Origin of the sequence: Sodalis sp. RH22, from assembly GCF_047324165.1 — a bacterium.
GTDB lineage: Bacteria > Pseudomonadota > Gammaproteobacteria > Enterobacterales > Enterobacteriaceae > Acerihabitans.
In genome coordinates, this window is record NZ_CP178731.1 from 3,135,997 (window position 1) to 3,162,541 (window position 26,545).

Consider the following 26,545-nt stretch of genomic DNA (forward strand, 5'->3'; position numbering starts at 1 on the left):
TGGCGCCGCATATTTGTATGATAAAACGAGACGTAACTCATACTTTTGGTTCTTAAAAACCCTTTTTGTTATGCGACTTTGTTCAGGAACAAGTTTTTCCGCCTGTTTTTCGCGCATTATGCTCCCATGAATTGTAACCCCAGTAACTATCAGGCTTTATAGGATTGCGGGCTGCAACGCTTTGTGTGTGCAATGTGACGGGTGAGAGATGAAGAACAAGACATTAACCCTGCTTGGCGAAGCCGCCATCAGCCGGCGCAGCCTGGTGAAAGGCGGCGTGGCGACCGGGGGATTGCTGTTGGCCAGCAGCGCGCTGCAGCTCCCTTTCCTGTTCGCCCGGGCGGCCGTTACCCCGGCAACGACCGCGGGAACGGCCGATAAGGTGGTCTGGAGCATGTGTTCGGTTAATTGCGGCAGCCGCTGCGCGCTCAGGCTGCATGTGCGCGACGACGAGGTGTATTGGGTGGAAACCGATAACACCGGCCAGGATGAATACGGCGATCATCAGGTGCGCGCCTGCCTGCGCGGCCGCTCCATGCGCCGGCGGATGAACCATCCGGAACGGCTGAAATATCCGATGAAGCGCGTGGGCGAACGCGGCGAAGGCAAATTCCAGCGCATCAGCTGGGATGAAGCGCTGGACGCCATCGCTGATAATCTCAAGCGTATCGTCAAGGATTACGGCAACGAAGCGGTGTATATCAATTATTCCTCCGGCGCCACCGGCGCCAATTTCGCCCGCTCGTCACCGTCGGGCTCGCTTATCACCCGCCTGATGAACTGCTACGGCGGCTACCTCAATCAGTACGGTACCTATAGCACCGCCCAGATCAATGCCGCCATGCCCTACACCTACGGCAGCAACGAGGGCAACAGCACCTCGGATATCGTTAATACCAAACTGGTGGTGATGTTCGGCAACAACCCGGCGGAAACCCGCATGAGCGGCGCCGGCATTACCTACCATCTTGAGCAGGCGCGCGAGCGCTCCAACGCGCGCATGATCGTTATCGATCCGCGCTATACCGATACCGCCGCCGGGCGCGAGGATGAATGGATCCCCATTCGCCCCGGCACCGACGCGGCGCTGGTGTCGGCGATCGCCTGGGTATTGATCAGTGAAAATCTGGTGGATCAGGCGTTTCTGGATACCTACTGCGTCGGTTACGACGAAAAAACCCTGCCGGCCGGCGCGCCGGCCAACGGCCACTACAAAGCCTATATCCTCGGCCAGGGCGACGACGGCATCGCCAAGACGCCGGAGTGGGCGGAGAGGATCACCAGTATCCCCCGCGATCGGATCATCAAGCTGGCGCGTGAAATCGGCGCGACCAAACCGGCTTATATTTGCCAGGGCTGGGGGCCGCAGCGCCAGGCCAACGGCGAGCAGACCGCGCGCGCCATCGCCATGCTGCCGATCCTCACCGGCAACGTGGGCATTAACGGCGGCAACAGCGGCGCCCGCGAGTCCACCTACACCATTACCATCGAACGGCTGCCGGTATTGACCAATCCGGTGAAAACCCAGATCCCGGTATTTTTATGGACCGACGCCATCTCACGCGGCAAGGAAATGACGGCGTTAAAAGACGGCATAAAAGGCAAGGACCGGCTCGACGTGCCGATTAAATTTATCTGGAACTATGCCGGCAATACCCTGGTCAACCAGCATTCGGATATCAATCGCACCCATGAAGTCCTGAAAAACGAGCGCGATTGCGAAATGATCGTGGTGATTGAAAACTTTATGACCTCATCGGCGAAATACGCCGACATCCTGTTGCCGGACCTGATGACCACCGAACAGGAGGATATCGTCCCCAACGATTACGCCGCCAATATGGGGTATCTGATTTTCGGCCAGCCCGCCACCTCGGCAAAATTCGAGCGCCGCTCGATTTACCAGATCACCAGCGATATCGCGCGGCGCCTCGGCGCGGATGTGGCGCAAAAATTTACCGAAGGGCGCACCCAGTCCGAATGGCTGCAATTTTTATATGCCAAGATGCTGGCCAAGGACCCGCAACTGCCGTCCTATGAGCAGTTAAAAGCCCAGGGCATCTATAAACGCCAGGATCCCGACGGCCACTTTGTCGCCTACCGTAAATTCCGCGCGGACCCGGCGGCCAATCCGCTGAAAACCCCTTCCGGCAAAATTGAAATCTATTCGGCGGCATTGGCGCAGCTGGCCGCCACCTGGCAACTGCAGGCGGATGAAAGCATCAGTCCGCTGCCCCGGTATGTCCCCACCTTCGAGGGCTGGGACGATCCGCTGCGCGCGCGTTTTCCGCTGCAGATGGCCGGTTTCCACTATAAGGCGCGCACCCACTCCAGCTACGGCAATATCGACGTGCTGCGGGCCGCCTGTCCGCAGGAGGTGTGGATCAATCCTATCGACGCCGAAAGCCGGGGCATTCGCAACGGCGATAAGGTGCGGGTCTTTAACGACCGGGGCGAGATCAGGATCGACGCCAAGGTAACGCCGCGCATCCTGCCCGGCGTGACGGCCGTCAGCCAGGGCGCCTGGCATCAGGCCGATATGGCCGGGGATAAAATCGATCACGGCGGCTGCATCAATACCCTGACCACGCAGCGTCCATCGCCGCTGGCCAAGGGCAATCCGCAGCATACCAACCTGATACAGATCGAGAAGGTGTAGTGAATGAGCACGCAATACGGTTTTTATATTGATTCGAGTCGCTGCACCGGCTGCAAGACCTGCGAGCTGGCCTGCAAGGATTACAAGAACCTGGGGCCGGATGTCAGTTTCCGCCGCATCTATGAGTATGCCGGCGGCACCTGGCAGGCGGACGGCGCCGGCTATCGCCAGGATGTGTTCGCTTATTACCTGTCCATCGCCTGTAATCATTGCGAGGATCCCGCCTGCGTCAAAGTGTGCCCGAGCGGCGCCATGCACAAAGGCGAAGACGGCTTTGTGGTAGTCAACGAGGACATTTGTATCGGCTGCCGCTATTGTCATATGGCCTGTCCCTACGGCGCGCCGCAGTTTAACGAGGCCAAGGGGCATATGACCAAATGCGACGGCTGCCATGAGCGCGTGGCGGTGGGACAAAAACCTGTCTGCGTGGAATCCTGCCCGCTGCGCGCGCTGGATTTGGCGCCTATCGGCGAACTGCGCGACAAGTATGGCGACCTGGCCGACGTGGCGCCGCTGCCGGCGGCGCATTTCACCATGCCCAACCTGGTGATCAAAGCCAATGCCAATTGCCGCCCGCAGGGCGACACCACCGGCTTTCTCGCCAATCCAAGGGAGGTGTGATATGGGTAACGGATGGCATGAATGGCCGCTGATGTTTTTTACCGTGGCGGGCCAGAGCGTAATCGGCGGTTATCTGGTGATGGCCATGGTGCTGCTGGCCGGCAACCTGACGGTGCAGCAGGCGCGGCGGGTGCATCTGGCCATGTTTTTCCTGTGGCTGCTGATGGGGCTGGGATTTATCGCCTCGATGATGCACCTGGGCTCGCCGATGCGCGCCATGAACGCGCTTAACCGCCTGGGCGCCTCGCCGCTGAGCAATGAAATCGCCACCGGTTCGCTGTTTTTCGCCCTCGGCGGCATCTACTGGCTGATGGCGGTGTTTAACCACATGCCCCGGGCGCTTAACAAGATCTGGCTGGTGATTACCGCGCTGTCGGGCCTGGTATTTCTTTATGCCATGGGCCGGGTCTATATGATTGATACCGTGCCCACCTGGGATAATATCTATACCCCGCTCGGCTTTGTGCTGACGGTGTTTATCGGCGGCCCGCTGCTGGGCTACCTGCTGCTGCAGGCCGCGGGCATCCGCGGGCCGGGCTGGCGCTACCTGCCCTGGATAAGCGTTATCGCGGTGATGATAAGCGTGGCGGCGGTGATGATGCAGGCCGCAGGGCTGGCCGCGATCCACAGTTCGGTGCAGCAGGCCTCGGCGCTTATCCCCGACTATGGCCTGCTGATGGCCGGACGGGTGCTGCTGCTGGCGCTGGGCCTCGCCTGCTGGCTGTGGCCGGTGGCGCGCGGCAACACGCCGCCGCTGGCGGGACTTACGCTGGGCCTGGTGCTGGTGCTCGGCGGCGAACTGATCGGCCGGGCGGTATTTTACGGCCTGCATATGACCGTGGGCATGGCGATTGCCGGTTAGGGGCGATGATATGAATGATGTGAATATGGCCCTGACCGGGCGCACGCTGGGGGCCTTGCTGTATTATCCGCCCCTGTCGGCGCCCAACGCCGGCCTGCTGAAAGCGCTGGCGGCCCCGGGCTGGGAGCGGGAATGGCCTGTCGAGAGCGGCGTCGAAGACGCGGCGGCGCTGATTCGCCAGGGCCTGGCCGCGCCTTGGCATGACGCTTTGGAGGAGACCTTTCAAAATCTGTTTATCGGCCCCTATGCCCTGCCCGCCCCGCCCTGGGGATCGGTCTATCTCGATAAGGAAAGCGTGCTGTTTGGGGAATCCACCGTGGCGCTGCGCCGCTGGCTGGCGCAGGAAGGCATCGCCTCCCGGCAGCAGGACGGCGAGCCGGAGGACCATATCGGCCTGCTGCTGATGCTGGCCGCCTGGCTGGCGGAAAATAATGAAAGCGTGCTGGACGCCCTGCTGGCGCAGCATATATTGCCCTGGTCGGGACGCTACCTGGCATTGCTGGAACAAGGCACGGAGCATCCGTTCTACCGGGGCGTGGCGCGCCTGGCCAGCCTGACGCTGGGCGACTGGCGAAGCAGGCGGAATCTGCAATCACCGGAGAGGGAGTTATACCGTTAACGGCCGCGCGATGAGGCCGTTTTACCGTCAACAGCACCGGATGCCAAAGCGGCTTATGCGTTTTTGACTGTAAGCCCCGGTACATTGCGGTCGCCTTCGAAACGGGCGCTGCCTTTCAATATAACGGTGCATTCATCCCCGTCAAACCTCAATGATTTCACCACTGCGTCATTTTCTATCGTTATGCTATTTTCTTGTGGTTGAGTTATGCGTCCGCTGGTAAAATCGTGATTTTGTGTGCTGAACCTAATATTATTTACCCCAACAAGGTTTAAGTTTCCGGGGGGGAAGTTAACGCCACTAACAATGATATTTATATTGCCAGAGTTGACTCCATTAATACTAATGATTTTTTGGTAATTAGAGTTAATAAAATTTTCTTCTATATTAGACTTTTTCATATAGACTTCATTAACGATTGAGTTAGCACCGATAGTGACATTATTCGAGCATATTTCCAACGTTTTATCTATGACAGAGTCTTTTATTGAAAAAACGCCTGCAGTAATGACATCACCTTTTACATGGCTTTTGTTTTTAAGTGACAAATTACCACTGGCGGTAGTCACACTGTCCGCAATGGAGTTATTAAGCGTAACCTTGCCTGACATTGATTTTATAAATCCGGCCTTTTCGACATTTTTTAAATTAATTTTTCCAGAGTCGGTTTCGACGTTAGACAGAATAACATGTTCACAGCTGATTTTTCCTGATTGAGATTGAACATGACAGTGGATATCTCCTTCAGAGATGGATATAGCACCGCTTTGGCTTTTGATATAAATGTCGTTATTACCCGCGCGAGTAAAACAGTTATGCAAATTTATTTTTTCGCAACCCGTTTCGATTACACTTTTTATTTCCTCGCCTGTAAGGTTGACAGAGTTACCTGAATTGTTTTTTATGATGATGACGTTACTGAGTTGAAAAGACTCATATTGGAAATTCACATTCATATATTAGCATCCTTAAATAAATCAAACGGTTCAACTATATATATTTAATGGCCATTATCAAAAAATAAGCACATAATCTGACTATTTCATAATAATCGTGGAATTATAGCCAATCCTGGCTAAACCTTGATTAAATAACCTAAATGCTACCGGTAGCTTTACATTCCCAGCGGCGTTTTCACGTTCGCCGTTCCCCGGTATGTCGCTCGCGATTGAGTGTTGTCGCGCACAATGTTAAGTTTTAAGGCGACATTGCAAAACACAACCAGAAACAGGGGCGCTATGGCCCCGGTGATTTATAACATTGCACGGCAATAGGATATGATCAGCATGGCGCCTCGCTCCGCATTACGCGACCTCTCGTTTTCCGCCGTCATCGCCGGTTTTATCGCCGTACTGGTGGGCTATGCCAGCTCGGCGGCCATCGTGTTTCAGGCGCTCCAGGCCACGGGGGCCAGCGTTGAGCAAATCGGCGGCTGGCTGACGATGCTGGGCCTGGGAATGGGCATAACCTCGCTGGGCCTGTCGCTGTATTACCGCGCGCCGATCCTCACCGCCTGGTCGACACCCGGCGCGGCGCTGCTGGTCACCAGCCTGCCGGGCTACTCGATTAACGAGGCCGTCGGCGTCTTTATCTTTGCCTGCGCACTGATTTTACTGTGTGGCGTGACCGGGCTGTTCGCCCGGCTGATGCAGCATATTCCGCAAGCGATTTCGGCGGCGATGCTGGCGGGAATTTTGCTGCGTTTCGGACTGGATGCGTTTATCGCGCTGCAAAGTCATTTTGTGCTGGCGGCGGGCATGTGCCTGGCCTTTTTCCTGACGCGGCGCCTGGCGCCGCGCTATGCCGTCGTGGCGGCGCTTGGCGTCGGCCTGGCCGTTGCCGGCCTGCAGGGCCAGATTGCCTTCGCCGGTAAGCCGCTGACCTTCGCCGCCCCGCATTTTATCATGCCGCATTTTACCCTCTCCGCGCTGATGGGCGTCGGCATGCCGTTTTTTCTCGTGACCATGGCCTCGCAAAACGCGCCGGGCATCGCCACCCTGAAAGCCGCCGGCTATCGCGTGCCGACCTCGCCGCTGATCGCCTGGACGGGGCTGGCGTCGCTGATCCTGGCGCCCTTGGGCGGGTTTTCCATATGCATCGCCGCGATTACCGCCGCCATTTGCATGAGCCCGGAGGCCCATCCCGACCCCGCGCGCCGGTATATGGCCGCCGCCGCCGCGGGCGCGGCCTATCTGCTGGCCGGGCTGTTCGGCGGCTCCATCGGCATGGTGTTCGGCGCCCTGCCCGCGGCGCTTATCCATACCATCGCCGGGCTGGCGCTGCTGAGCACCATTGCCGGCAGCCTGCATCGCGCCCTGCTGGAAGAGACGCACCGGGATGCCGCTATCGTCACCTTTTTACTGACCGCGTCCGGCGTCGGTTTTTTCGGCATCGGCAGCGCCTTTTGGGGACTGGCGGGGGGGATTATCACCTGGGGTATCCTGGCGCTGCCGGGTAAGACAAAATAAGCGGAAACACGCCTCGCCGCCGGTACCGGTAGCGACATTCCTCGCGTCGCTAAGTCGTTGGCGTCCGCCGCCGGCGGTGGATACCGGCATCATCGGGCCGCATCGCGATGACCCGGCTGGCTCATCGCGGGTATTATATGGCCGCCGATCGTGGCGTCACGCCGCTTAGCCTTTGGCCTCCTTATCCAGTAGCAGCCGTTTGCGGTCCACCCCCCAGCGATAGCCGGATAACGCCCCGTCGCTGCGCACCACCCGATGGCAGGGTATGGCCACCGCCAGCATATTGGCGGCGCAGGCGCCCGCCACGGCGCGCACCGCGGCGGGCGAACCGATGCGTTTCGCCACCTCCAGGTAGCTGGCCGTGCGCCCGGGCGGGATATCCCGCAGGGCCTGCCAGACGCGCTGCTGGAAGGCGGTGCCGCGAATATCCAGCGGCAGGTCCAGGCCAAGGGCCGGCGCATCGACAAACCCCACCACCAGCGCCATCCGCCGGGCAAAGGCCTCATCGTCCCCCGCCAGCGCCGCGTGGGGGAAGGTATCCTGCAACTGTTCCACCAGCCGCTGCGCATCGTCGCCCAACAGGATGGCGCAGATGCCGCGCGCGCTCTGGGCGACCAGGATATCACCCAGAGAGCAACGCCCGACCGCAAAGACGATAGCAACGCCCTTCCCTCCCGCCCGGTAAGCGGTGGGCGTCATCCCCAGCAGCGCATCGGCTCCGGCGTAAAAACGGCCCTGGGAGTTAAAGCCGGACTCCAGCACCGCGTCGGTCACCGAGGCGTCGCCCGCAAGCCGTTGCCGCACCCGCTGGTTACGCCGGGCCACGGCATAGGCTTTCGGCGTCAGGCCGGTAACGGACTTAAATAACCGGTGGAAATGGAACGGGCTTAAGGCGGCCTGTTGCGCCAGCTCCGCCAGTGTCGGCATCCCCTCAGCCCCGTCAATATAACGGCAGGCCAGCTGGATTTTCGCCGCCTGTTCCGCCGCCAGCGAAGGCCGGCCCTGGCGGCAGCGTTTGCAGGGACGGAAGCCCGCCCGCGACGCGTCTTCGGCATTGGCGAAAAACAGCACATTCGCCGCCAGAGGCAGGCGCGACGGGCAGGATGGCGAGCAGAATATCCCGGTGGTCCTGACGGCATAAACAAACCGGCCGTCGGCGGCTTTATCGCGCGCGACGATGGCCTGCCAGCGCGGGTCCTGCTCGGTGGGTATCATGGATGCGGTGTTACCTGGTTTCATGGCAAAGCCCCTTTGGTTTCATCATATCGCTACGGCCAGGTGGTGACCAGACTGATGATTAGGGTGGCATGCCCGCGGCGGTTAAACCCCCTGAAGCTTGCTTTTTAATGTATGCCGTTATGCCAATGGCTTTTATCGCCATGCGCGCGCCGGCATTATGCAAGACGCCCGTCGCGCATGGTCAGCACCCGGTTGGCATAACTCGACGCCTCCTGCGAATGCGTCACCATCACCACGGTCGTGCCTTCCCGGTTGATGTTTTTCAGCTGTTCCAGCACGTCGCGGCTGTTCTTACTGTCCAGGTTGCCGGTGGGTTCATCCGCCAGTATCAGGCCGGGGCGGGACACCATGGCGCGGGCAATGGCCACCCGCTGCTGCTGGCCGCCGGACAGCTGCGCCGGATAATGCCCGGCGCGATGCGTCAGGCCGAATACCGCCAGGATCTGATCAACCCGCCGCCGGCGCTCCGCCTTCGCCACGCCGCGGTATTTCAGCGGCAGAACCACGTTGTCATAGACCGACATGGAAGGGATCAGGTTAAACGATTGGAATATATAGCCGATAAGCCGCCGTCGTAAGGCGATTTTCTGCGCATAACCCAGGGCGGCGACGTTTTCGCCGGCCAGGGTCAGACGGCCTTCATCAAGGGGTTCGAACATTCCCAGCACGTTCAGCAGGGTGGATTTGCCTGAACCGGACGGCCCCATGACGGCAAGAAAGTCACCCGCCCCGACGTTAAGGCTTACCGCGTTCAGCGCCAGGGTCTTGATGGTCTTGGTGGTGTAGAACTTACCGCCTCTTTCCAGGGTAATCATATCAATCAAACTCAATGATATTGGATTTTTCGTAATCATTATCCGCGAAGGTCACCACCCGTTGCCCTTCGGCAAGCCCGCCGAGTATTTCCGCCTGTGCCGCGCCCTGCCGCTTTAACCGCACCGGCGTCTTAACCGCCCGCCGATCGTTTTCATCAAACACATAGACCAGCGCCTGGCCCTCGTTGAAAAACACCGCTTCGGAAGGGACGAGCAGCGCGTCCTGCTGCGTACTCAGAAACACATGCAGATCGATGGATTGCCCGCGCTTCAGGGCAATCTGCTGGGGCTGGGACGGCCGGAGCCTGGCCTTGAACTTGCCGTTGTCCACCGCCGAGGATACCGATTCAATGGCCAGGGGGATTTCGATGCCGCCGGCCTGCGCCATGACATTGGCCTGGGGCTTGATTTTATCCAGGTAATATTCACTGAAATCGGCTTCAAAGTAGTAGGAATGCAGGTTGTCGACCATGGTAACCTTGTCGCCGGGTTTAATCTGCTGGCCGATTTTGATATCCAGCGATGAGAGGGTGCCGTCGATAGGCGAGACGATAATCAGCTGCTCCAGGCCGCCCTTGATCAAATCCACCAGTTTGCCCAGGCGTTTGATGGAGCGATCAATTTCCTGGAACTGCTGCGGCAGTATTTGGTCCTGCTGCCGATCGTGTCCGGACAAAATGGCGCAGGTTTTTTCCCAATGCGCTAACTCATCCAGCAGGTCTTCATATTTAGCCTTTTCGATAATGGCTTTTTCAAACAGCTTTTTATTGCGCCGGATGTCCTTGACCAGCTTCTGCCGGTTGTAATGGGATTTCTGCAGCTCAAGCTTGGTGTCGCGGCTGTTGCGTTCCAATAACATGCGCATATTGCGCAGATTATTGATCTGTTCGGTGGCGTCGGCGATGCGCGAGGTGACCTGCAGGACAAAATCATAATTGGACAGGCGGGCGATAATTTCGCCTTTTTTGACATAATCGGAAGAGGCTTTATAGATATCGACCACCTTCCCTCCGCGCTCCGTGGAAACGATAACGCTTTCGTTGGGGAGGGCGATGGCGCGGGTAACCAGGGTGTCGGTATAGGCCCCGCGCGTCACCGGATGCAAGGCCACGCTCGCCAACGGCAGGCGCAGGTAATTATCGGTGGTGGCCAGCTTATAGAGCCCTGCGCACAGCAGGATCAACAGCGCGGCGGCGATCCAGGCGATCCATCCGGCGCCCGGATGCAGGGCAGCCTTTTTATCCAGTTTTACGTCCATAGCCGTGGCCCTCGCCGCAGGCGCGCCAGCCGGCCGCCACCGGCCAGCAGGGTCGCGACCATCACCGCCATCACCGCCAGGCCCAGGAGCATCAGGGCGGCGAAGGCATAGGTAAGGGCCAGACCGGTGACCACGTCGAATTGGCCCAGCCAGCGCCGCAGGAGCACAACCCCGATGCCGAGGGATAGCGACAACGTCAGCGTCAGCGCCAGCATGTTTTGCCGCAGGAAAAAGACCGCGCTGGTAGACACCGAGCCGCCCACCGCCGCCATGATCATCAGGGTCTGATTGAGCCGCCGGGCCTCCGACAGCCCGATGACCATCGCGCTGACCAGCATCAGGAACAGGGAAAGAGAAGCCACCAGCCTGATGACGTCCTGGATCAACAGGCTGTTTTTATAGTGTTCGGCATGCAGTTCTTCCACCGTGCGCACCTGCAGGTCCGCCAGGCCATAACCGCTGAGCGCGGAGATGATGCGATCCCGTTGCGCCGCGGTGGAAAACCCGATAGCGGCATACTTTTCCACCCGATCGTTAATGAACAGCATCAGCGGCGGCGGCTGGCGGGTACGCTCGCCCGGATAAAAGTTATCGACGACGCGCAGCACGCGCAGCCGGCGCCTCCCGCCGTCCACCTCGGCGTAGAAGGTCGTGTTAAGCGCTTCATCATAGGAAGACAGCCCCATCAGCCCGATAAAGGCCCGGGTGGCAATCACATGGCGCACCGCCGGATCGGCGCTTACGGCAATGGCATTTTCTCCGCCGCCCAGGGTTTCAAGGCCCCATACCCGGGTAAAGTGAGGGTCGACGTCGAGAGCGCTGACGGTCACGAACTGATCCTTGGCCTGCTGGCGGGCATGCTGGATAATGAGCGCGGTAGGCGTCATATCAAACGGGCGCCAGTTGCTCAAGGCGATATTGGCGCTGCCGGCGTCCTCTTTGAGGCGGTTTTGCAGCGCGCGCACGCTTTCAAGCGAATGGAGCCGTTCGCTGGGTTCAAACGTCAGCAGGTTCTTTTGGCGATAGCCGAAATCGGCTTGCATGACGTAACGGTTCTGCGCCGCCGTACCGGCCCAGGAGTAGACCAGGACGCCCGAGATCAGCAGTTGCGTCACCAGGGTAAGCCGGTTGAGGTAATAGGCCGCGGTGGTTTCGTGGCGGTGATTTGCCCGTCCCGCGCCGGCGGATACAACAAAACAGCAGAAATAAAGCACATGCGCGGCGATCACCACGCAGCCGATAAGCAGCAGCACCGCCAGGAACAGCGCGGCCAGCAATGCGGCGCTGTGATGTGATATCAGCGCCAGGACGTAAGGCGACATGGCGGACGTCCCGAACAATATCAACAGCGCCAGCGCGCAGATGACGGCAAACTGCGGCACGATAACCGCCACCGACTCGGCGGCAAGCTGTTTATCCGACGCGCCCAGCGCGCGTTTGATATTCAGGCTGCGCCGTTTGGCGGCGTTAATGATGGCATTGACGTTAAAATAGTTTACCGCCGTGGTCAGCAGCACAAACAACGCGGCCGCATACAGGGCATGCAGCAAGGGTTTGGCGATAGTCGCGGCCATGTCATCGGCATAACCGTCGTCATAATGCATCTGCTGGATAGGTTTGGCGCGCAGGTGAATGAATGCCGTGGGAGTAATGGGCGTCCCGGATAGCGGCGGGGCGTGAAGCCCGACCAGTTTATCCAGCAGAGCGTTATCGAACGGCGCGGCCGGGGCGGTCCTGATAAAAATAAACAGGTGGCTGTGATACCAGTCTCTCCGCTTATCGTGATAACCCGCCATCGCCGCCGGTGAGAAGGCAATGACCGCCGGCATATCGATGCTGCTGTCGGAACGGGGTTCAAGCACGCCCTTGATCACAAACCGGCCTTTGTCGCCCAGATCGATAGTCTTGCCCACGGGGGACGCCAGGCCGAGATACCGGCGGTTAAAGGCCGGCGTGATATAAATTTCGTTCGCCGCAAGCAAGGCGGGGGCTTGGCGGTAGGGATTGAGCTGCGTCAGGAAGCCTGCGCTGACCGCGAACACCGGTACGCGATGGACAAACCGCCCCTCGCTGCGAACGGTAGTAAACAGCCGCAGGGCATAGACGACGCGGTCAATCCCCGGTTGTTTGCGCAGCGCGTCAAGCAACGGCAGCGGGGCCTGGGCGGAAAGCACCTTATCGCCGTTGGGTGGGCAAAACAGGGTTTCGATGCGGTAAAGGCGTTCAGCGCCGGGATAAAACCGGTCTATTTTAACATCGTCGATAAAGAGCAGCAGAATTAAGAAGGTCGTGGCAAAACCGATGGCGGTAATAACGATCGCCAACAGGGAGGCAACAGGATTGGCTTTTATATCGTTAACAAACTCACTCAGGATCATCAGCGGATTATCTCGGTGGAGGGAGTAAAAAACCACTATGCCTTGCAATATATTATTTAATTTGTCTATTAATTATTAATTACTATATATTAATCACGCTAACTGATTGAAAATCATTATACTTATAAACAGGATTATCCTCTTATTGATTTAAGAAGGCATTAATAAAAGCGTCAATCTACTGGGTGTGTTTTTTAATATTATTTAATCTGCGTTTAACTTTACGCCATAAAAGCGCGTACCGTTAATGAATAAAAAAACGGGCCGCCCGCCGGCGGCCCGTGGCGCTGAAACAGACCTTACACCCGTTTTTTGGTGGCGGTATCCATCCAAACCGCCAGCAGCAGGATGGCCCCTTTAACGATATATTGCCAGAACGTGGGCACGTCAAGCATGCTCATGCCGTTATCCAGCGACGCCATGATAAACGCGCCCATTACCGCGCCGGCCACGCTGCCGACGCCGCCGGCCAGGCTGGTGCCGCCGATGACGCAGGCGGCGATGGCGTCCAGTTCGGCGATATTGCCCGCCGACGGCGATCCGGCGCCAAGGCGGGAACTGAGGATAAGCCCGGCAATCGCCACCATCAGGCCGTTGATGGCGAATACCGCCAGCTTGGTGCGCTCGACATTCACGCCGGAAAGCCGGGCGGCGTCAATATTGCCGCCGATGGCATAGACGCGCCGGCCGAAGGCGGTGCGGGACGCCATAAACAGGCCGGCCAGCATCAGCGCCACCAGCATCAGCACCGGCGTGGGCACGCCACGGTAGTCGTTAAGCAAATAAATGGCGCCCAATACCACCACGGCGGTAATAGCCTGGCGCGTCATATCCCAGGTCTTGGCCGGCACGGACAATCCCAGACGCTGGCGATTGCCGCGCCGGCGCCATTGCCAGGCGATAAACAGCACCAGGCTGATAAACCCGATGCCGAACCCCGCGCCGCCCGGCAGATAGCTTTGCCCGATCTGCGACATGGCGGGCGATGTGGGCGATACCGTGGTCCCGTTGGTGACGCCGATTAAAATGCCGCGAAACGCCAGCATGCCCGCCAGGGTGACAATAAACGAAGGCACCTTGCGGTACGCCACCCACCAGCCGTTCCAAGCGCCGAGCAGCAACCCGAGCACCAGGGTCACGGCGATGGTCAGCGGCAGCGGCCAGCCCAGCCAGACGTCGAAAATCGCCGCCGCCCCGCCCAGCAATCCCATCATGGAGCCGACCGACAGATCGATCTCCGCCGAGATGATGACAAATACCATGCCGACCGCGAGAATGCCGGTAATGGCGGTCTGGCGCAGCAGGTTGGAAATATTGCGCGCGCTCAGGTACGAGCCTTCGGTGGTAAACGTGAAAAACAGCATGATGACCACGATGGCGGCCAGCATGACGAACACCTGCAGGTTGAGGGACTTCCGCCTGCCGCCGGCAATCGCCGCACCGTCGGTGTGAATAATTTTAGACATGGGAATCACTCCTGAGCGCCGCTTCCATGACCTGTTCCTGGGTCAGGTTGCGGTTGATAAGTGAGGCTTTAATGACACCCTGGTGCATCGCCAGCACCCGATCGCTGATGCCCAGCACCTCGGGTAATTCCGAGGACACCACGATGACGGCGATGCCCTGGCGCACCAATTGATTAATCAGCAGGTAGATTTCCTGCTTGGCGCCGATATCGATACCGCGGGTCGGCTCGTCGAGTATCAGGATGTCCGGGTTTAGCAGCAGACATTTCGCCAGGATGGCTTTTTGCTGGTTGCCGCCGCTAAGCCGGCCGATGGCCAGTTCCGGGGAAGCGGTTTTCACCTTCAGCCGCCCGATGGCGTCACGCACCGCGGCCTGCTCGGCGGCCTCGTCCACCATGCCGAACCCGCCGGTGAATTGGTTGAGCGCCGCCAGGGTAATATTGGCGCCGACGCTCATCACCGGCACGATGCCGTCCTTTTTACGATCCTCGGGCACCATGGCTATCCCCCGGCGCATTGCCTGGCGGCAGTTGGCGAAACGTACCGGCGCGCCATGGAGCAGGATCGTGCCCTCCCAGCGCCCCGGATAACTGCCGAACAGGCACTGCACCAGTTCGGTACGACCCGATCCCACCAGCCCGGCGATGCCGAGGATTTCCCCTTTATGCAGGCTGAAGGCGGCATTATTGACGCGGCGGATATGCTGATTGACCGGATGCCAGGCCGTCAGGCCCTCCACCCGCAGGATTTCCTCGCCAATCACATGAGGCTCATGGGGATAAAGCTCCGTCAGTTCGCGGCCCACCATCATGGTGATCAGCGCCTCTTCGCTCAGGCCCGCGGCCGGACGCGTGGCGATATGCCTGCCGTCGCGAATGACGCAGATCATGTCCGATATGGCTTTGACTTCATTAAGTTTATGGGAAATATAAATGCAGGCGATATCGTGATTGCGCAAATCGTCGACGATATCGAGCAGGATGGCGGTCTCGCTTTCGGTGAGCGACGCGGTGGGCTCGTCCAGGATCAGCAGGCGGACCTGCTTGTTGAGCGCCTTGGCGATTTCCACCAACTGCTGCTGGCCCAGGCCCAGTTCGCCGACCCGCGTGTCGGGGTCGATATTGAGTTTGACCTGCGCCAGCATCCGCTGGCAGCGCAGGTACATATTGTCATAATCCATGACGCCGTATTTCGCCCACTCGGTGCCGAGGAAAATATTCTCCAGTACCGTCATTTGTTTCACCAGCGCCAGCTCCTGATGAATAATGGCGATGCCCTTTTGTTCGGTATCGCGTACCCCGTGCGCCACCAGCGGTTCGCCGCCGAACAGGATCTCGCCCTCGAAGGTGCCGTGCGGATACACCGCCGACAGCACTTTCATCAGCGTCGATTTACCCGAGCCGTTTTCGCCGCACAGCGACAGCACCTGGCCGGCCTCGATGGTCAGGGACACATTATCCACCGCCTTGACCTGGCCGAACCGCTTGGTGATATTTTTCATTTCCAGCAAATTTGATGCCACGATAATCAACCTCCGCAACCGGGCCGCTGTTTAGCGCGGCCCGGTTCAGTTAACGTCACAGACGACAGCCGGCGTTCAGGCGGATTAGTTCAGATCGGATTTCTTGTGGAAACCATCGGCGATGACCGTGCTCTCTATGTTGCTTTTATCCACCGAGATCGGCGTCAGCAAATAGGAGGGGACGTCCTTGAGGCCATTGTTAAGGGAGGCGTTGGACTTGGGTTTTTCACCATTGCCCAATTGAACCGCTATCTCGGCGGCAGTGGAGGCCAGCTGCTTGATCGGTTTATACACCGTCATGGTCTGGGTGCCCTGGTTAATCCGCTGAATACCGGCCAGATCCGCATCCTGGCCCGAAATGGCCACTTTGCCGGCCAGCCCCTGGGCGGCCAGCGCCTGGATGGCGCCGCCGGCGGTGGCATCGTTGGAGGCCACTACCGCGTCAATTTTATTGTTATTGGCGGTCAGGGCATTCTCCATGATTTTCAGGGCGTTTTCAGGTAACCAGCCGTCGGCCCATTGGTCGCCGACGATTTTTATCTTACCGCTGTCAATCAAGGGTTTAAGCACCGTCATCTGGCCGGCGCGGAACATTTTGGCGTTATTATCCACCGGCGAGCCACCCATCAGGAAATAATTACCTTGCGGCACCCGCTTAACCAGGCTTTGCGCCTGCAGTTGCCCGACTTTTTCGTTATCAAAGGAAATATAAAAATCCACATCAGCATTATTTATCATTCGATCATAAGCGAGGACTTTTATGCCCTCCCGTTTCGCTTCGGCAATAACATTGCTTAACACTTGTCCGTTGTAAGGAATAATCACCAACACGTCGACGCCGCGATTGATCATATTCTCTATTTGTGACATTTGCGTTTCTTCATTGCCGTTGGAGGATTGAACAAAAACATCGGCACCCAGTGATTTGGCCTTGGCGACGAAAATATCGCGGTCTTTTTGCCAGCGTTCCAGACGCAGGTCGTCCACCGCCATGCCGATCTTGATTTGTTTGGCCATGCCCGGCTGGCTTAGCAATACCAGCGCCGCGCAGGCGGAAAGCAGGAGAGTTTTCAGTTTCATTTTAATTCCTTATGTTACTTTTATAAGAACATATTCAGCAATGGAACTTGCCGAGCAACGGATAAGAATCAAACCTTTACAAATAATGTTGCGTAGGGGCGCCCAAGAGGCGACAGAGTTAACCCATGTAGTATTAGGGTCGGAAATCAGCAGCGGCAATTGCAAATTTTCACAACGGCATTATGATATTTTACTCAAATGCGTATTCTGTGAGCTGCGCCTTATTTTGCCGGTGAGGTTAAGGCCGGCCAAACATTAACTTCCGTATTTTCCCCGCCAAAAAGCGCTTTTATCCCCTATTCCTTGTGATCCCGCGCACAATTAATAATTTCATGAATGGCGATGTGAAATAACGTAATTGATCGCGCCGGGCGTTATTACCAGAATCAAGCACAGATTTGCTTATTGTGCCGTCATATTTACCCGCCGGCCTGATAAATCCCGTCCGCTTCAGAACGGACCTGGTGTTTCCAAGGAGTCATTATGTCTCAATTCTTTGATCAAGTTGAAAAAATCCGTTTTGAAGGTACGCAAAGCACCAATCCGCTGGCGTTTCATCACTATAACGCCGACGAAAAGATTTTGGGTAAACGCATGGAGGACCATTTGCGTTTTGCCGTCTGTTACTGGCATACCTTCTGCTGGGGCGGCACCGATATGTTCGGCGTGGGTTCTTTCGACCGTCCCTGGCAGCACGCGGGAGACGCGCTGGCCCAGGCGCGGCTGAAAACCGATGTGGCCTTTGAATTTTTCAGCAAACTGGGCGCGCCTTATTACTGCTTCCATGATATTGATATCCTGCCGGACAGTCCCACCATCAAAGACTATCTGAATAACTTCGCCATATTGACCGACGTGCTGGCGCAAAAGCAGCAGCAGACCGGCATCAAGCTGCTGTGGGGCACGGCGAATTGCTTTAGCCATCCGCGTTACGGCGCCGGCGCGGCCACCAGTCCGGATCCAGAAATCTTCGCCTGGGCCGCCACCCAGGTCAACAGCGCCATGGACGCCACCCGCAAACTCGGCGGGGAAAATTACGTGCTGTGGGGCGGACGCGAAGGCTATGAAACGCTGCTGAACACCGATTTACGCCAGGAACGCGAGCAGATCGGCCGCTTTATGCAAATGGTGGTGGAACATAAACACAAAACCGGTTTCCAGGGCGCGCTGCTTATCGAACCCAAACCCCAGGAGCCGACCAAACACCAGTACGACTATGACGTCGCCACGGTGTACGGCTTTTTAAAACAGTTCGGCCTGGAAAAAGAGATCCGGGTTAACGTCGAGGCCAACCACGCCACGCTCGCCGGGCATACGTTCCATCATGAAATCGCCACCGCCATAGCACTCGGGATCTTTGGTTCGGTAGATGCCAATCGCGGCGATCCGCAGTCCGGTTGGGATACCGACCAGTTCCCCAACAGCGTGGAGGAAAATGCGCTGGTGATGTATGAAATCCTCAAGGCCGGCGGCTTCACGACCGGCGGACTGAATTTCGATGCCAAGGTACGCCGGCAAAGCACCGATAAATACGATCTGTTCCACGGCCATATCGGCGGCATGGATACCATGGCGCTGGCGCTGAAAGTGGCGGCGAAGCTCATCGAAGACGGTCGCCTGGAGCAGATGGTGAAGGCGCGCTACGCGGGCTGGAACGGCGATTTGGGGCAGCGGATACTGCAGGGCAACCTTTCCCTTGCCGAGCTGGCCCAGTACGCCGGCAAGCACGCCCTGGCGCCGGAGCATCGCAGCGGACAGCAGGAACTGCTGGAAAATATCGTCAACCAGGTCTTGTTCAGCTAACGTCTCCGGCGGCGATCCCGGCGTCCGCGCTGGCGGACGGCCGCTATAGTCAACCCGCGCCGCCCCCGCCAACGCGGGGGCGGCGCGGTGACAATTCAGAAGGATAGCGTATGTATATCGGCATAGATTTGGGCACCTCCGGCGTGAAAGCCATTCTGCTGGACGAGGCGCAGCATATTCTGGGCAGCCATACGGAACCCCTGACCGTTTCCCGGCCCCGGCCACTGTGGTCCGAGCAGGACCCGGAGCAGTGGTGGCGGGCGGCCGACAGCGCCATGCGCGCCCTGGCCGCCCGGCATGATCTGAGCGGGGTGCGCGCCCTCGGACTGACCGGCCAAATGCACGGCGCGACGTTGCTCGATAAGCAGCAGCGGGTATTGCGCCCGGCCATTTTGTGGAACGACGGGCGCAGCTTTGCCCAGTGCCGCTCGCTGGAAGACGACGTGCCCCGTTCCCGGGATATCACCGGCAACCTGATGATGCCCGGTTTTACCGCCCCCAAGCTGCGCTGGGTGCGCGAACAGGAACCGCAGATCTTTGCGCAAGTGGATAAGGTCCTGCTGCCGAAAGACTACCTCAGGCTGCGTCTAACCGGGGATTTCGCCACCGATATGTCCGATGCGGCGGGGACGATGTGGCTGGATGTCGGGCGCCGCGACTGGAGCGATGCGCTGCTGGGCGCCTGTGGGCTGTCCCGGGCGCAGATGCCGCGGTTGTTCGAGGGCAACCAGGCGACCGGCACCCTGTTGCCGCAGGTGGCGGCAAGCTGGGGCATGGCCGCGGTGCCGGTGGTGGCCGGCGGCGGCGACAACGCGGCCGGGGCCATCGGCGTCGGCCTGTATCGCCGGGGACAGGCCATGCTGTCGCTTGGCACCTCCGGCGTTTATTTTGCCGTCAGCGATGGGTTTCTCAGCAATCCCGAGCAGGCGGTGCACAGTTTTTGCCATGCGCTGCCGGGTACCTGGCATCTGATGTCGGTCATGCTCAGCGCCGCATCCTGCCTGGACTGGGCTGCCCGCCTGACCGGCATCGGCAGCGTGCCGGCACTGCTGGAAGCCGCCGCGCAGTCCCGCCCCGGTGCGGCGCCGGTGTGGTTTTTACCCTATCTTTCCGGCGAACGCACGCCGCACAATAATCCCAACGCCACCGGCGCGTTTTGGGGGCTGACCCATGAACACGGCCCGGCCGACCTGGCGCGCGCGGTGGTGGAAGGCGTCAGCTTCGGCCTGGCGGACGGTATGGACGCCCTGCACGGCACCGGCCTGCGGCCGGACAGCATCACGCTGATTGGCGGCGGGGCGCGCAGCGAATACTGGCGGCAGCTGCTGGCCGATGTCAGCGGCGAGGCGCTGGACTACCGCACCGGCGGCGACGTCGGTCCGGCGCTGGGCGCGGCGCGTCTGGCGCAGCTTAGCTGCCACCCCGGGACGTCCTGGGCGGACATGCTGCCCGCGCTGCCGCTGGAGGCCCGCTATACGCCGGATAAGGAGCGGCACGAGGCTTATGCGGAGCAACGGAAAGTATTCCGCCGGTTCTACCAGCAGGTGGCGCATTTGGGCGAGTAGAGCCTCGCCCGCACTTTATAATGAATTTGCTAGCTGGCGCACATCCGGTCAATTCTTTCTGATTGTTCAAAGGTATATGCTGGCCTTCGGCAGATTTTCGTGAGAACCCACCGTATGTTTGAAAAACGTTATCGTATAACTCTATTATTTAATGCCAATAAAGTGTACGACCGCCAGGTTATCGAGGGGGTGGGCGAGTATTTGCAGGCGTCGCAGTGCGATTGGGATATTTTTATCGAAGATGATTTCCGCTGCCGTATCAACCGTATTGAAGAGTGGCTGGGCGACGGCGTGATTGCCGATTACGATGATAAGGAAATTGAACTGCTGCTCAGCGAGGCCAAGGTGCCGATTGTCGGCGTCGGCGGCTCTTACCAGCATGCCGAGGAATATCCGCCGGTGCACTATATCGCCACCGATAACCATGCGCTGGTGGCCAGCGCTTTTTTGCACCTGAAGGAAAAAGGCCTGAACCGGTTTGCTTTTTACGGCCTGCCGGCCAGCAGCGGCAAGCGCTGGTCACACGAACGCGAGCAGGCGTTTCGCAAACTGACGGCGGATGAGTATTACCAGCCGATAGTCTACCAGGGCGTGGAAACCGCGGTGGATAACTGGCAGCATGCCCAAAACCGGCTGGCCGACTGGCTGCAGTCGCTGCCGCCGCAAACCGGCATCATCGCGGTAACCGATGCCCGCGCCCGCCATCTGCTGCAGGTATGTGAACACCTGAATATCGCCGTGCCGGAAAAACTGTGCATTATCGGCATCGATAATGAAGAGCTGGCGCGGTGCCTTTCCCGGGTAGCCTTATCGTCCGTCGCCCAGGGCACCCGCCAGATGGGCTACCAGGCCGCCAAGCTGCTGCACCAGTTGCTGAATAAATCACGGCTGCCGCTGCAGCGGATTCTGGTGCCGCCGCTGAAAGTCATGGAGCGCCGCTCGACGGACTTCCGCTCGCTGCGCGATCCGGCGGTGATACAGGCGATGCATTATATCCGCTATCATGCCTGCAAGGGCATCAAGGTCGAGCAGGTGCTGGACGTGGTGGGCATGTCCCGCTCCAACCTGGAAAAACGGTTTAAGGACGAAACCAGTAAAACAATTCATAACGTCATCCATGAGGAAAAGCTGGAGAGCGCGCGCAATTTATTGATCTCCACGTCGCTCACCATCAATGAAGTCTCGCAAATGTGCGGCTACCCTTCTTTGCAATATTTTTATTCGGTATTTAAAAAAGGGTTTGATATCACGCCCAAGGAATATCGTGAAAAATATGGCGAAATGTCTTATTAACGCCGCGCGATACCGGCACGGCTGACCATTGCGGCATCAGGCACGGCCAGGGCATCCGCTTCCCGCCGCGCCGGTTTTGCCTGCCGCGCCTGCATGATCTGCGGCAAATGGGTTTCTATCCAGTCGGCCAGGTGTTCCACGATAGCGCCGACCTCCAGTCCCAGCCCGCTAAGGCTATATTGCACATGGGGCGGCATCACCGGCAGGGATTGACGGATGACCAGGCCGTCCTCCTCCAGGCACGAGAGGGTCTGCGCCAGCATTTTTTCACTGACGCCGCCCACTTTACGGCGCAGCTCGCTAAAACGATGGGTACCTTGCGACAAGGCGATCAGCACCAGTACGCCCCAGCGGCTGGTCAGGTGTTTCAACACCTCCCGCGACGGGCAATTGACGTCAAGCAATTCGCCGCGCTGCATTTGCCGCGCCAGCGTGGATTTGGGTGCCGCCTGAAAATTCATATACTTACCTTTTTGTTAGTACTTACTTTAAGTAAGTATAGGGGATATGATGCTCTTTCTGAAGCCCAAAGGAGAAAATGATGATTGTTATTACAGGCGCGACCGGCCAACTGGGCCGTTTAGTGATAGCTGAACTGTTAAAAACCCATCCGGCCGCGGATCTGGTGGCCGCCGTGCGCTCGCCGCAAAAAGCGCAGGATCTGGCGGCGCGCGGCGTTAACGTGCGCCAGGCCGATTATGACCGGCCCGAGACGCTGGACAGCGCGTTTAAGGGCGCGACGAAACTGCTGCTGATCTCCTCAAGCGAACTCGGCCAGCGCACGCGCCAGCATGGCGCCGCGATCGACGCCGCCAAACGCGCCGGGGTGGAATTACTGGCTTACACCAGCTTGCTGCATGCCGATACCAGCCCGCTGGGACTTGGCGAAGAGCACCGCGCAACCGAAGCGCTGCTGCGTGATTCCGGCCTGCCGGTCGTGCTGCTGCGCAACGGCTGGTACAACGAAAACCATGCCGCCGGCGTCCCCGCCGCCCTGGCCCACCACGCCCTGGCGGGCAGCGCCGGCGACGGCAGGATAGCCTCGGCCGCGCGCGCCGACTTTGCCGCTGCGGCGGCAAAGGTATTAACCCTGGACGGCCAGGCCGGTAAAGTGTATGAACTGGCGGGGGACAGCGCCTATACCCTGTCCGAACTGGCGGCGGAAATTACCCGCCAGTCCGGCGTGGCGGTGAAATATGTCGACCTGCCGCCATCGGAATACCAGGCGCTGCTCAGCCAGGCGGGACTGCCCGGGCCGGTTGCCGCGCTGCTGGCTGATTCTGATGCCGGCGCGTCGCAGGGCGGGCTGTTTGACGATGGCCGGCAGTTGAGCCGGCTGATAGGCCGCGCCACCACGCCCATCAGGGATACGGTGGCCGCCGTACTGAAAGCCGGGTAATCGCCCGCCGCGATGCGCGGCGTTGCCCGCGCTACAGCGGCTGCAGCACGATCAGCAGCACGCAGGCGATAAGCGCCACCAGGGTAAAGGCGGCGGCGTGGCGCAGGATGGCCGGGGCCGTCAGTTCGGCGCGGCCCAGGCTGCGGCGCAGCGATCCCGACTGCATACCGTGCAGCGCCGATAACGCCAGCACAAAGATGACCTTGATGATAAGCGACAGGGACGGCGGCCAATTGCCCATCAGGGTCAGCGCCAGCCCGGAAAGCCAGGTGACGATCATGGCCGGCAGCGTCACGGTTTGGTTAAAACGCTGCACGGCGCTGAATAGCCGCAGGCCGGGCGCGCGCTCGGCGGCGGGAGTGTGTTTCCAGGCGGTCATCGCCACCGCCAGCAGCAGCATACCGCCTATCCACAGCGTGAACGCCACCAGATGCAGCGCCTTTATCAGCATATAGGTCATTATATCCGTTTCTCCTTAACCGGCACGCCATCCACGCCCGGCCCGGCTTCACGCCGTTTAATCATGCCCACGTTAAAAAACGTCCCGAAAGGGATAAAAGCCAGGATCAGCAGGCGCGCCACCTGGGCTTTACGCCACATACCGCCGGCGGCGGTATTCACCACCATCCAGGCGTAAAACAGAAAAGCCAGTCCGTGGATCGGCCCCATCGCCGCACTCACCTGGGGAAAGCCGGCGAGGTGTTTTAACGGCACGGCAATGCACACCAGGATAACCAGCGTACAGCCTTCCACCACCGATGCGAGATGCAGGCGTCTTAACAGCGTAAGCTCCGCGCCGTCCAGACCCTGGCGCGATTGATTGTCGATGGCCACGTTCGCCCTTTTTGCCGCTGCGGCGGCGATAGCTACTGAAAAAGTAGGGTTATTCTAACCGCAGGTTGCCATGACGGCAAGCCAGCCGGCCAATGCCGCCGCCGGCGGGTAACACGTCAACCGGGGCAGGCGACGGCGCCGGACCCCGCTGACCGGAGGGCGCCGGCGACATCCCCCTATCCCATAACAGAACGCGTGGCGGTCGCCGGCGCATCGGGCGGCGTGGCCGCGGGCGGGCTGAAGGCGGTGGCATCGTAGGCGAAGACCCAGTGAGCTTCCAGGCCGGACGCATGGGGATTCATCAGGGCCTTGACCTTGTAGCTGAAATCACGCCGGAACTGCTGCCACGGCGAGGACAAATGATACAGCCGGCCCCGCTCGCGCGCCGAAAGCTGGACCCGGCTGGTGCGCGGCAGCCGTTCCGCCTCGTATAACCGCAGCGCCCGGGGGATATCGCCGGCATTGGCCGCCAGGACGCTGGCCAGCACATATCCGTCCTCCATGGCCATGGCGGCGCCCTGGGCCAGGAACGGCAGCATGGGATGCGCCGCGTCGCCCAGCAGCGTGATATGCCCCAGCGACCAGCGCGGCATCGGATCCCGATCGAACAAGCCCCATTTCAGCACGTTTCGCGCGCAGGACAGAATGCGCAGCAGCTCGGGATGCCAGCCGCTGAACGTGCGCAACAGCTCGTCGCGATTACTGGGCAAATGCCAGGATGACTCCATCCAGTCGGCGGCTTCGCTGACCGCGACGATGTTCAACACCCGGCCGCCGCAGATGGTATAGGTCACGACATGTCCGTTGGGGCCAAGCCAGACGGCGGAAACCGGGCTGATAAAATCGGCGTGTTCGCCCAGGGTAATGGCGGCGCGCCAGCAGATATGGCCGGTAAAACGCGGCGCTTCGTCGCCAAACAGCGCGCCGCGCACCACCGAATGAACGCCGTCGGCGCCAACGATGACATCGGCCTCGTACTCCGCGCCGTTATCAAAGCGGGCGACCGCCGTCCCCTCATGGTTAAGCACCGAGACGCAGCGCGCGTTGTGGGTAATCAACCGCGCGTCGATAAGGCCGACCAGCATGGCCAGCAAATCGGCCCGGTGCAGGTGATAAAACTCCGCGCCAAACAGCTGCGGGCAGGCACTGGATAATGGCGTGCGAAACTTCTCCCGCCCGGTACGCCAGTTGCGCCCGACAATCGCCAGCGGCAGGTAGCCCAACCGCTGGAGTTCGCCGCCCAGGCCAAGGGCCTTTAACACTTTTACCGCGTTGGGCGTCATCTGCACCCCCGCGCCCACTTCTCTAAATGCCGCTGTACGCTCAAACAGATGTGCTTCCATGCCCCGTTGCTGCAATGATGCGGTCAATGCAGCGCCACCGATGCCTCCGCCGATGACGCCTATACGAAGCTTACGATTCATTCAGTTAACCTTTGGTGAATAAACGTTTAATGAAATAGTGCTACACACCTTTTGTCGGAACCCGCCCAGGGTTCGCCGGGGACCCGGCGGGCGGGCGCAGCACATGTCGGGAGGCTTGGGGTTAAACGGCCGTCTCGGCATAGGGCGTGCTTATGTCAGTCTTGTTCACCACGGCGGGCGACGCAATGGCAGCGACGTTATAGACATATTGCTTATTATTTTATGAATAACGGCTAGCCGTATACGCTACCCTGAAGACGTTATGGCTGGCGGCCACGCGGCGCCTCCCGGCGTCCGGCACCCCCTGCGGCCACGGAAATTAACGCCGGCGCGGCGCCGGCGTTAAGGCCCGGTTATTGCTCCACACGCAGGCCGTAGGTTTTGAATTTTTCCACCACGCGCGCAATTTCATCGTTGGACAATACCGGCACCGGATCGATAATCGGCAGGAGTTTTAAGTACAGCGCGGCCAGCACCTCCACCTCATGGGCCAGCCACAGCGCCTTGGCCAGATTATCTTCCGCGGCGATAAGCCCATGATGCTGTAACAGGATGGCCTTACGGTGTTTGATCGCCGCGGCCACATGTTCGGACAAGGCCCGGCTGCCGAAGGTGGCGTAAGGCGCGCAGGGAATATCGCTGCCGCCGGCGGCGGCAATCATATAGTGGATCGCCGGAATCGGCCGGTTGAGGATCGACACGCCGGTACAGTTGACCGCATGGTTATGGACCACGGCGTTGGCGTCCGGCCGGGCCTGGTATACCGCCTGGTGGAAGCGCCATTCGCTGGAGGGGATCTTGTCCGTTTCGCCATGTCCCTGGCCGTCGACAAAGACAATGTGCTGCTCCGTCAGCTGCTCATAAGGGATACCGGACGGTGTAATCAGCATTCCGCCCTGGTAGCGGACGCTGACATTGCCGGCGGTACCCTGGTTCAATCCTAAACGCGTCATCTCCAGACACGTGGCGATAATCTCGTGCGCAAGCGTCGTTCTTGCCATGATTGCTCCTCAAGTTAATAAGTGCCATTTTTCCGCGTAATAATTAACTGAACGACTTACCCTGCCGTCGACGAGCATTATAATTGTGATAACATCGACATTATTTTAATGGTCATACGCTTTTCATCGTGCTGAAGTTAAATAGAAATGTCCGTTTAAACGCAGAACCGGCGTAAACGGTCAACCTGCTTTGTCTATTGTTAATAAGTGCCCGTTTTTTTACTAAACCTCTAATACGG

General features: G+C 59.2%; 21 protein-coding genes and 1 pseudogene. 9 read left to right on the forward strand and 13 right to left on the reverse strand.

The genetic code is table 11. The annotated features are described in order from the left end of the window. Positions 1–208: 208 nt before the first annotated feature. Genes ACL2XN_RS14375 through dmsD form a run of 4 tightly spaced genes read left to right on the forward strand, consistent with a single transcriptional unit; the run spans position 209 to position 4,761 of the window. Complete coding sequence (locus tag ACL2XN_RS14375; RefSeq protein ID WP_410012262.1) at positions 209–2,659, forward strand: DmsA/YnfE/YnfF family dimethyl sulfoxide reductase; 2,451 nt, start codon at positions 209–211, stop codon at positions 2,657–2,659. Between the two features lie 3 nt (positions 2,660–2,662). Further along, positions 2,663–3,280, forward strand: a complete 618-nt coding sequence (locus ACL2XN_RS14380) for a DMSO/selenate family reductase complex B subunit (RefSeq protein ID WP_413727231.1) — start codon at positions 2,663–2,665, stop codon at positions 3,278–3,280. Between the two features lies 1 nt (position 3,281). Then, positions 3,282–4,142 carry a DmsC/YnfH family molybdoenzyme membrane anchor subunit gene (locus ACL2XN_RS14385; RefSeq protein ID WP_410012264.1) on the forward strand — a complete coding sequence of 287 codons (861 nt, stop codon included), beginning with the start codon at positions 3,282–3,284 and terminating at the stop codon, positions 4,140–4,142. 10 nt (positions 4,143–4,152) lie between these two features. Beyond that, positions 4,153–4,761: a Tat proofreading chaperone DmsD gene (gene dmsD / locus ACL2XN_RS14390; protein WP_410012265.1), complete on the forward strand. Its 609-nt coding sequence runs from the start codon at positions 4,153–4,155 to the stop codon at positions 4,759–4,761. Between the two features lie 53 nt (positions 4,762–4,814). On the opposite strand, the gene ACL2XN_RS14395 is transcribed toward dmsD, so the two are convergent. Next, complete coding sequence (locus tag ACL2XN_RS14395) at positions 4,815–5,717, reverse strand: hypothetical protein (RefSeq protein ID WP_413728933.1); 903 nt, start codon at positions 5,715–5,717, stop codon at positions 4,815–4,817. A 330-nt stretch (positions 5,718–6,047) separates the two neighbouring features. Here ACL2XN_RS14395 and ACL2XN_RS14400 point away from each other — a divergent pair, with 330 nt between their 5' ends. Then, on the forward strand, positions 6,048–7,229 hold the full coding sequence (locus tag ACL2XN_RS14400) for a benzoate/H(+) symporter BenE family transporter (protein WP_410012267.1): 1,182 nt from the start codon (positions 6,048–6,050) through the stop codon (positions 7,227–7,229). A gap of 165 nt (positions 7,230–7,394) precedes the next feature. Here ACL2XN_RS14400 and ada read toward each other — a convergent pair whose 3' ends face one another. The 7 genes from ada to xylF all read right to left on the reverse strand — a co-directional run bounded on the left by ada (position 7,395) and on the right by xylF (position 16,987). Next, on the reverse strand, positions 7,395–8,468 hold the full coding sequence (gene ada, locus ACL2XN_RS14405; protein ID WP_413728934.1) for a bifunctional DNA-binding transcriptional regulator/O6-methylguanine-DNA methyltransferase Ada: 1,074 nt from the start codon (positions 8,466–8,468) through the stop codon (positions 7,395–7,397). Between the two features lie 155 nt (positions 8,469–8,623). Beyond that, positions 8,624–9,283, reverse strand: coding sequence for a darobactin export ABC transporter ATP-binding protein (gene darD, locus ACL2XN_RS14410; protein ID WP_410012269.1), 660 nt, complete (start codon positions 9,281–9,283; stop codon positions 8,624–8,626). A gap of 1 nt (position 9,284) precedes the next feature. After that, positions 9,285–10,541, reverse strand: a complete 1,257-nt coding sequence (gene darC, locus ACL2XN_RS14415; RefSeq protein WP_410012270.1) for a darobactin export ABC transporter periplasmic adaptor subunit — start codon at positions 10,539–10,541, stop codon at positions 9,285–9,287. Then, entirely contained in the window at positions 10,532–12,919 is a 2,388-nt protein-coding gene (gene darB / locus ACL2XN_RS14420; protein WP_413728935.1) for a darobactin export ABC transporter permease subunit, read from the reverse strand. Before darB ends, darC begins: the two co-directional genes overlap by 10 nt. A gap of 299 nt (positions 12,920–13,218) precedes the next feature. Further along, on the reverse strand, positions 13,219–14,385 hold the full coding sequence (gene xylH / locus ACL2XN_RS14425; RefSeq protein WP_413722032.1) for a xylose ABC transporter permease XylH: 1,167 nt from the start codon (positions 14,383–14,385) through the stop codon (positions 13,219–13,221). Beyond that, entirely contained in the window at positions 14,378–15,886 is a 1,509-nt protein-coding gene (locus ACL2XN_RS14430; protein WP_413723540.1) for a xylose ABC transporter ATP-binding protein, read from the reverse strand. The genes xylH and ACL2XN_RS14430 overlap by 8 nt, the downstream gene beginning before the upstream one ends. A 105-nt stretch (positions 15,887–15,991) precedes the next feature. Then, positions 15,992–16,987, reverse strand: coding sequence for a D-xylose ABC transporter substrate-binding protein (gene xylF / locus ACL2XN_RS14435; protein WP_413722031.1), 996 nt, complete (start codon positions 16,985–16,987; stop codon positions 15,992–15,994). A gap of 483 nt (positions 16,988–17,470) precedes the next feature. Here xylF and xylA point away from each other — a divergent pair, with 483 nt between their 5' ends. The 3 genes from xylA to xylR all read left to right on the forward strand — a co-directional run bounded on the left by xylA (position 17,471) and on the right by xylR (position 21,648). Beyond that, positions 17,471–18,790, forward strand: a complete 1,320-nt coding sequence (gene xylA, locus ACL2XN_RS14440) for a xylose isomerase (RefSeq protein WP_413722030.1) — start codon at positions 17,471–17,473, stop codon at positions 18,788–18,790. Positions 18,791–18,900: 110 nt separating this feature from the next. Then, positions 18,901–20,355, forward strand: a complete 1,455-nt coding sequence (gene xylB, locus ACL2XN_RS14445) for a xylulokinase (RefSeq protein ID WP_413727234.1) — start codon at positions 18,901–18,903, stop codon at positions 20,353–20,355. A 114-nt stretch (positions 20,356–20,469) separates the two neighbouring features. Beyond that, positions 20,470–21,648 carry a D-xylose utilization transcriptional activator XylR gene (gene xylR, locus ACL2XN_RS14450; RefSeq protein WP_413722029.1) on the forward strand — a complete coding sequence of 393 codons (1,179 nt, stop codon included), beginning with the start codon at positions 20,470–20,472 and terminating at the stop codon, positions 21,646–21,648. A 68-nt stretch (positions 21,649–21,716) separates the two neighbouring features. On the opposite strand, the pseudogene ACL2XN_RS14455 reads toward xylR, so the two are convergent. After that, a pseudogene (locus ACL2XN_RS14455) lies at positions 21,717–22,109 on the reverse strand (winged helix-turn-helix transcriptional regulator); the annotation flags it as partial. Positions 22,110–22,189: 80 nt separating this feature from the next. Between ACL2XN_RS14455 and ACL2XN_RS14460 the strand changes: the two are divergent. Beyond that, on the forward strand, positions 22,190–23,047 hold the full coding sequence (locus tag ACL2XN_RS14460) for an SDR family oxidoreductase (protein WP_413723539.1): 858 nt from the start codon (positions 22,190–22,192) through the stop codon (positions 23,045–23,047). A gap of 31 nt (positions 23,048–23,078) precedes the next feature. Here ACL2XN_RS14460 and ACL2XN_RS14465 read toward each other — a convergent pair whose 3' ends face one another. The 4 genes from ACL2XN_RS14465 to ACL2XN_RS14480 all read right to left on the reverse strand — a co-directional run bounded on the left by ACL2XN_RS14465 (position 23,079) and on the right by ACL2XN_RS14480 (position 26,306). After that, the gene (locus ACL2XN_RS14465; RefSeq protein WP_410012280.1) at positions 23,079–23,507 is read right to left on the reverse strand and encodes a CopD family protein; all 429 of its coding nucleotides are present in this window, start codon (positions 23,505–23,507) and stop codon (positions 23,079–23,081) included. Then, entirely contained in the window at positions 23,507–23,881 is a 375-nt protein-coding gene (locus ACL2XN_RS14470; protein WP_410012282.1) for a DUF3817 domain-containing protein, read from the reverse strand. The genes ACL2XN_RS14465 and ACL2XN_RS14470 overlap by 1 nt, the downstream gene beginning before the upstream one ends. A 176-nt stretch (positions 23,882–24,057) precedes the next feature. Further along, on the reverse strand, positions 24,058–25,305 hold the full coding sequence (locus ACL2XN_RS14475; protein ID WP_410012283.1) for an FAD-dependent monooxygenase: 1,248 nt from the start codon (positions 25,303–25,305) through the stop codon (positions 24,058–24,060). A 353-nt stretch (positions 25,306–25,658) separates the two neighbouring features. Continuing rightward, positions 25,659–26,306, reverse strand: a complete 648-nt coding sequence (locus ACL2XN_RS14480) for an L-fuculose-phosphate aldolase (RefSeq protein ID WP_413722028.1) — start codon at positions 26,304–26,306, stop codon at positions 25,659–25,661. Between the last annotated feature and the right edge of the window lie 239 nt (positions 26,307–26,545).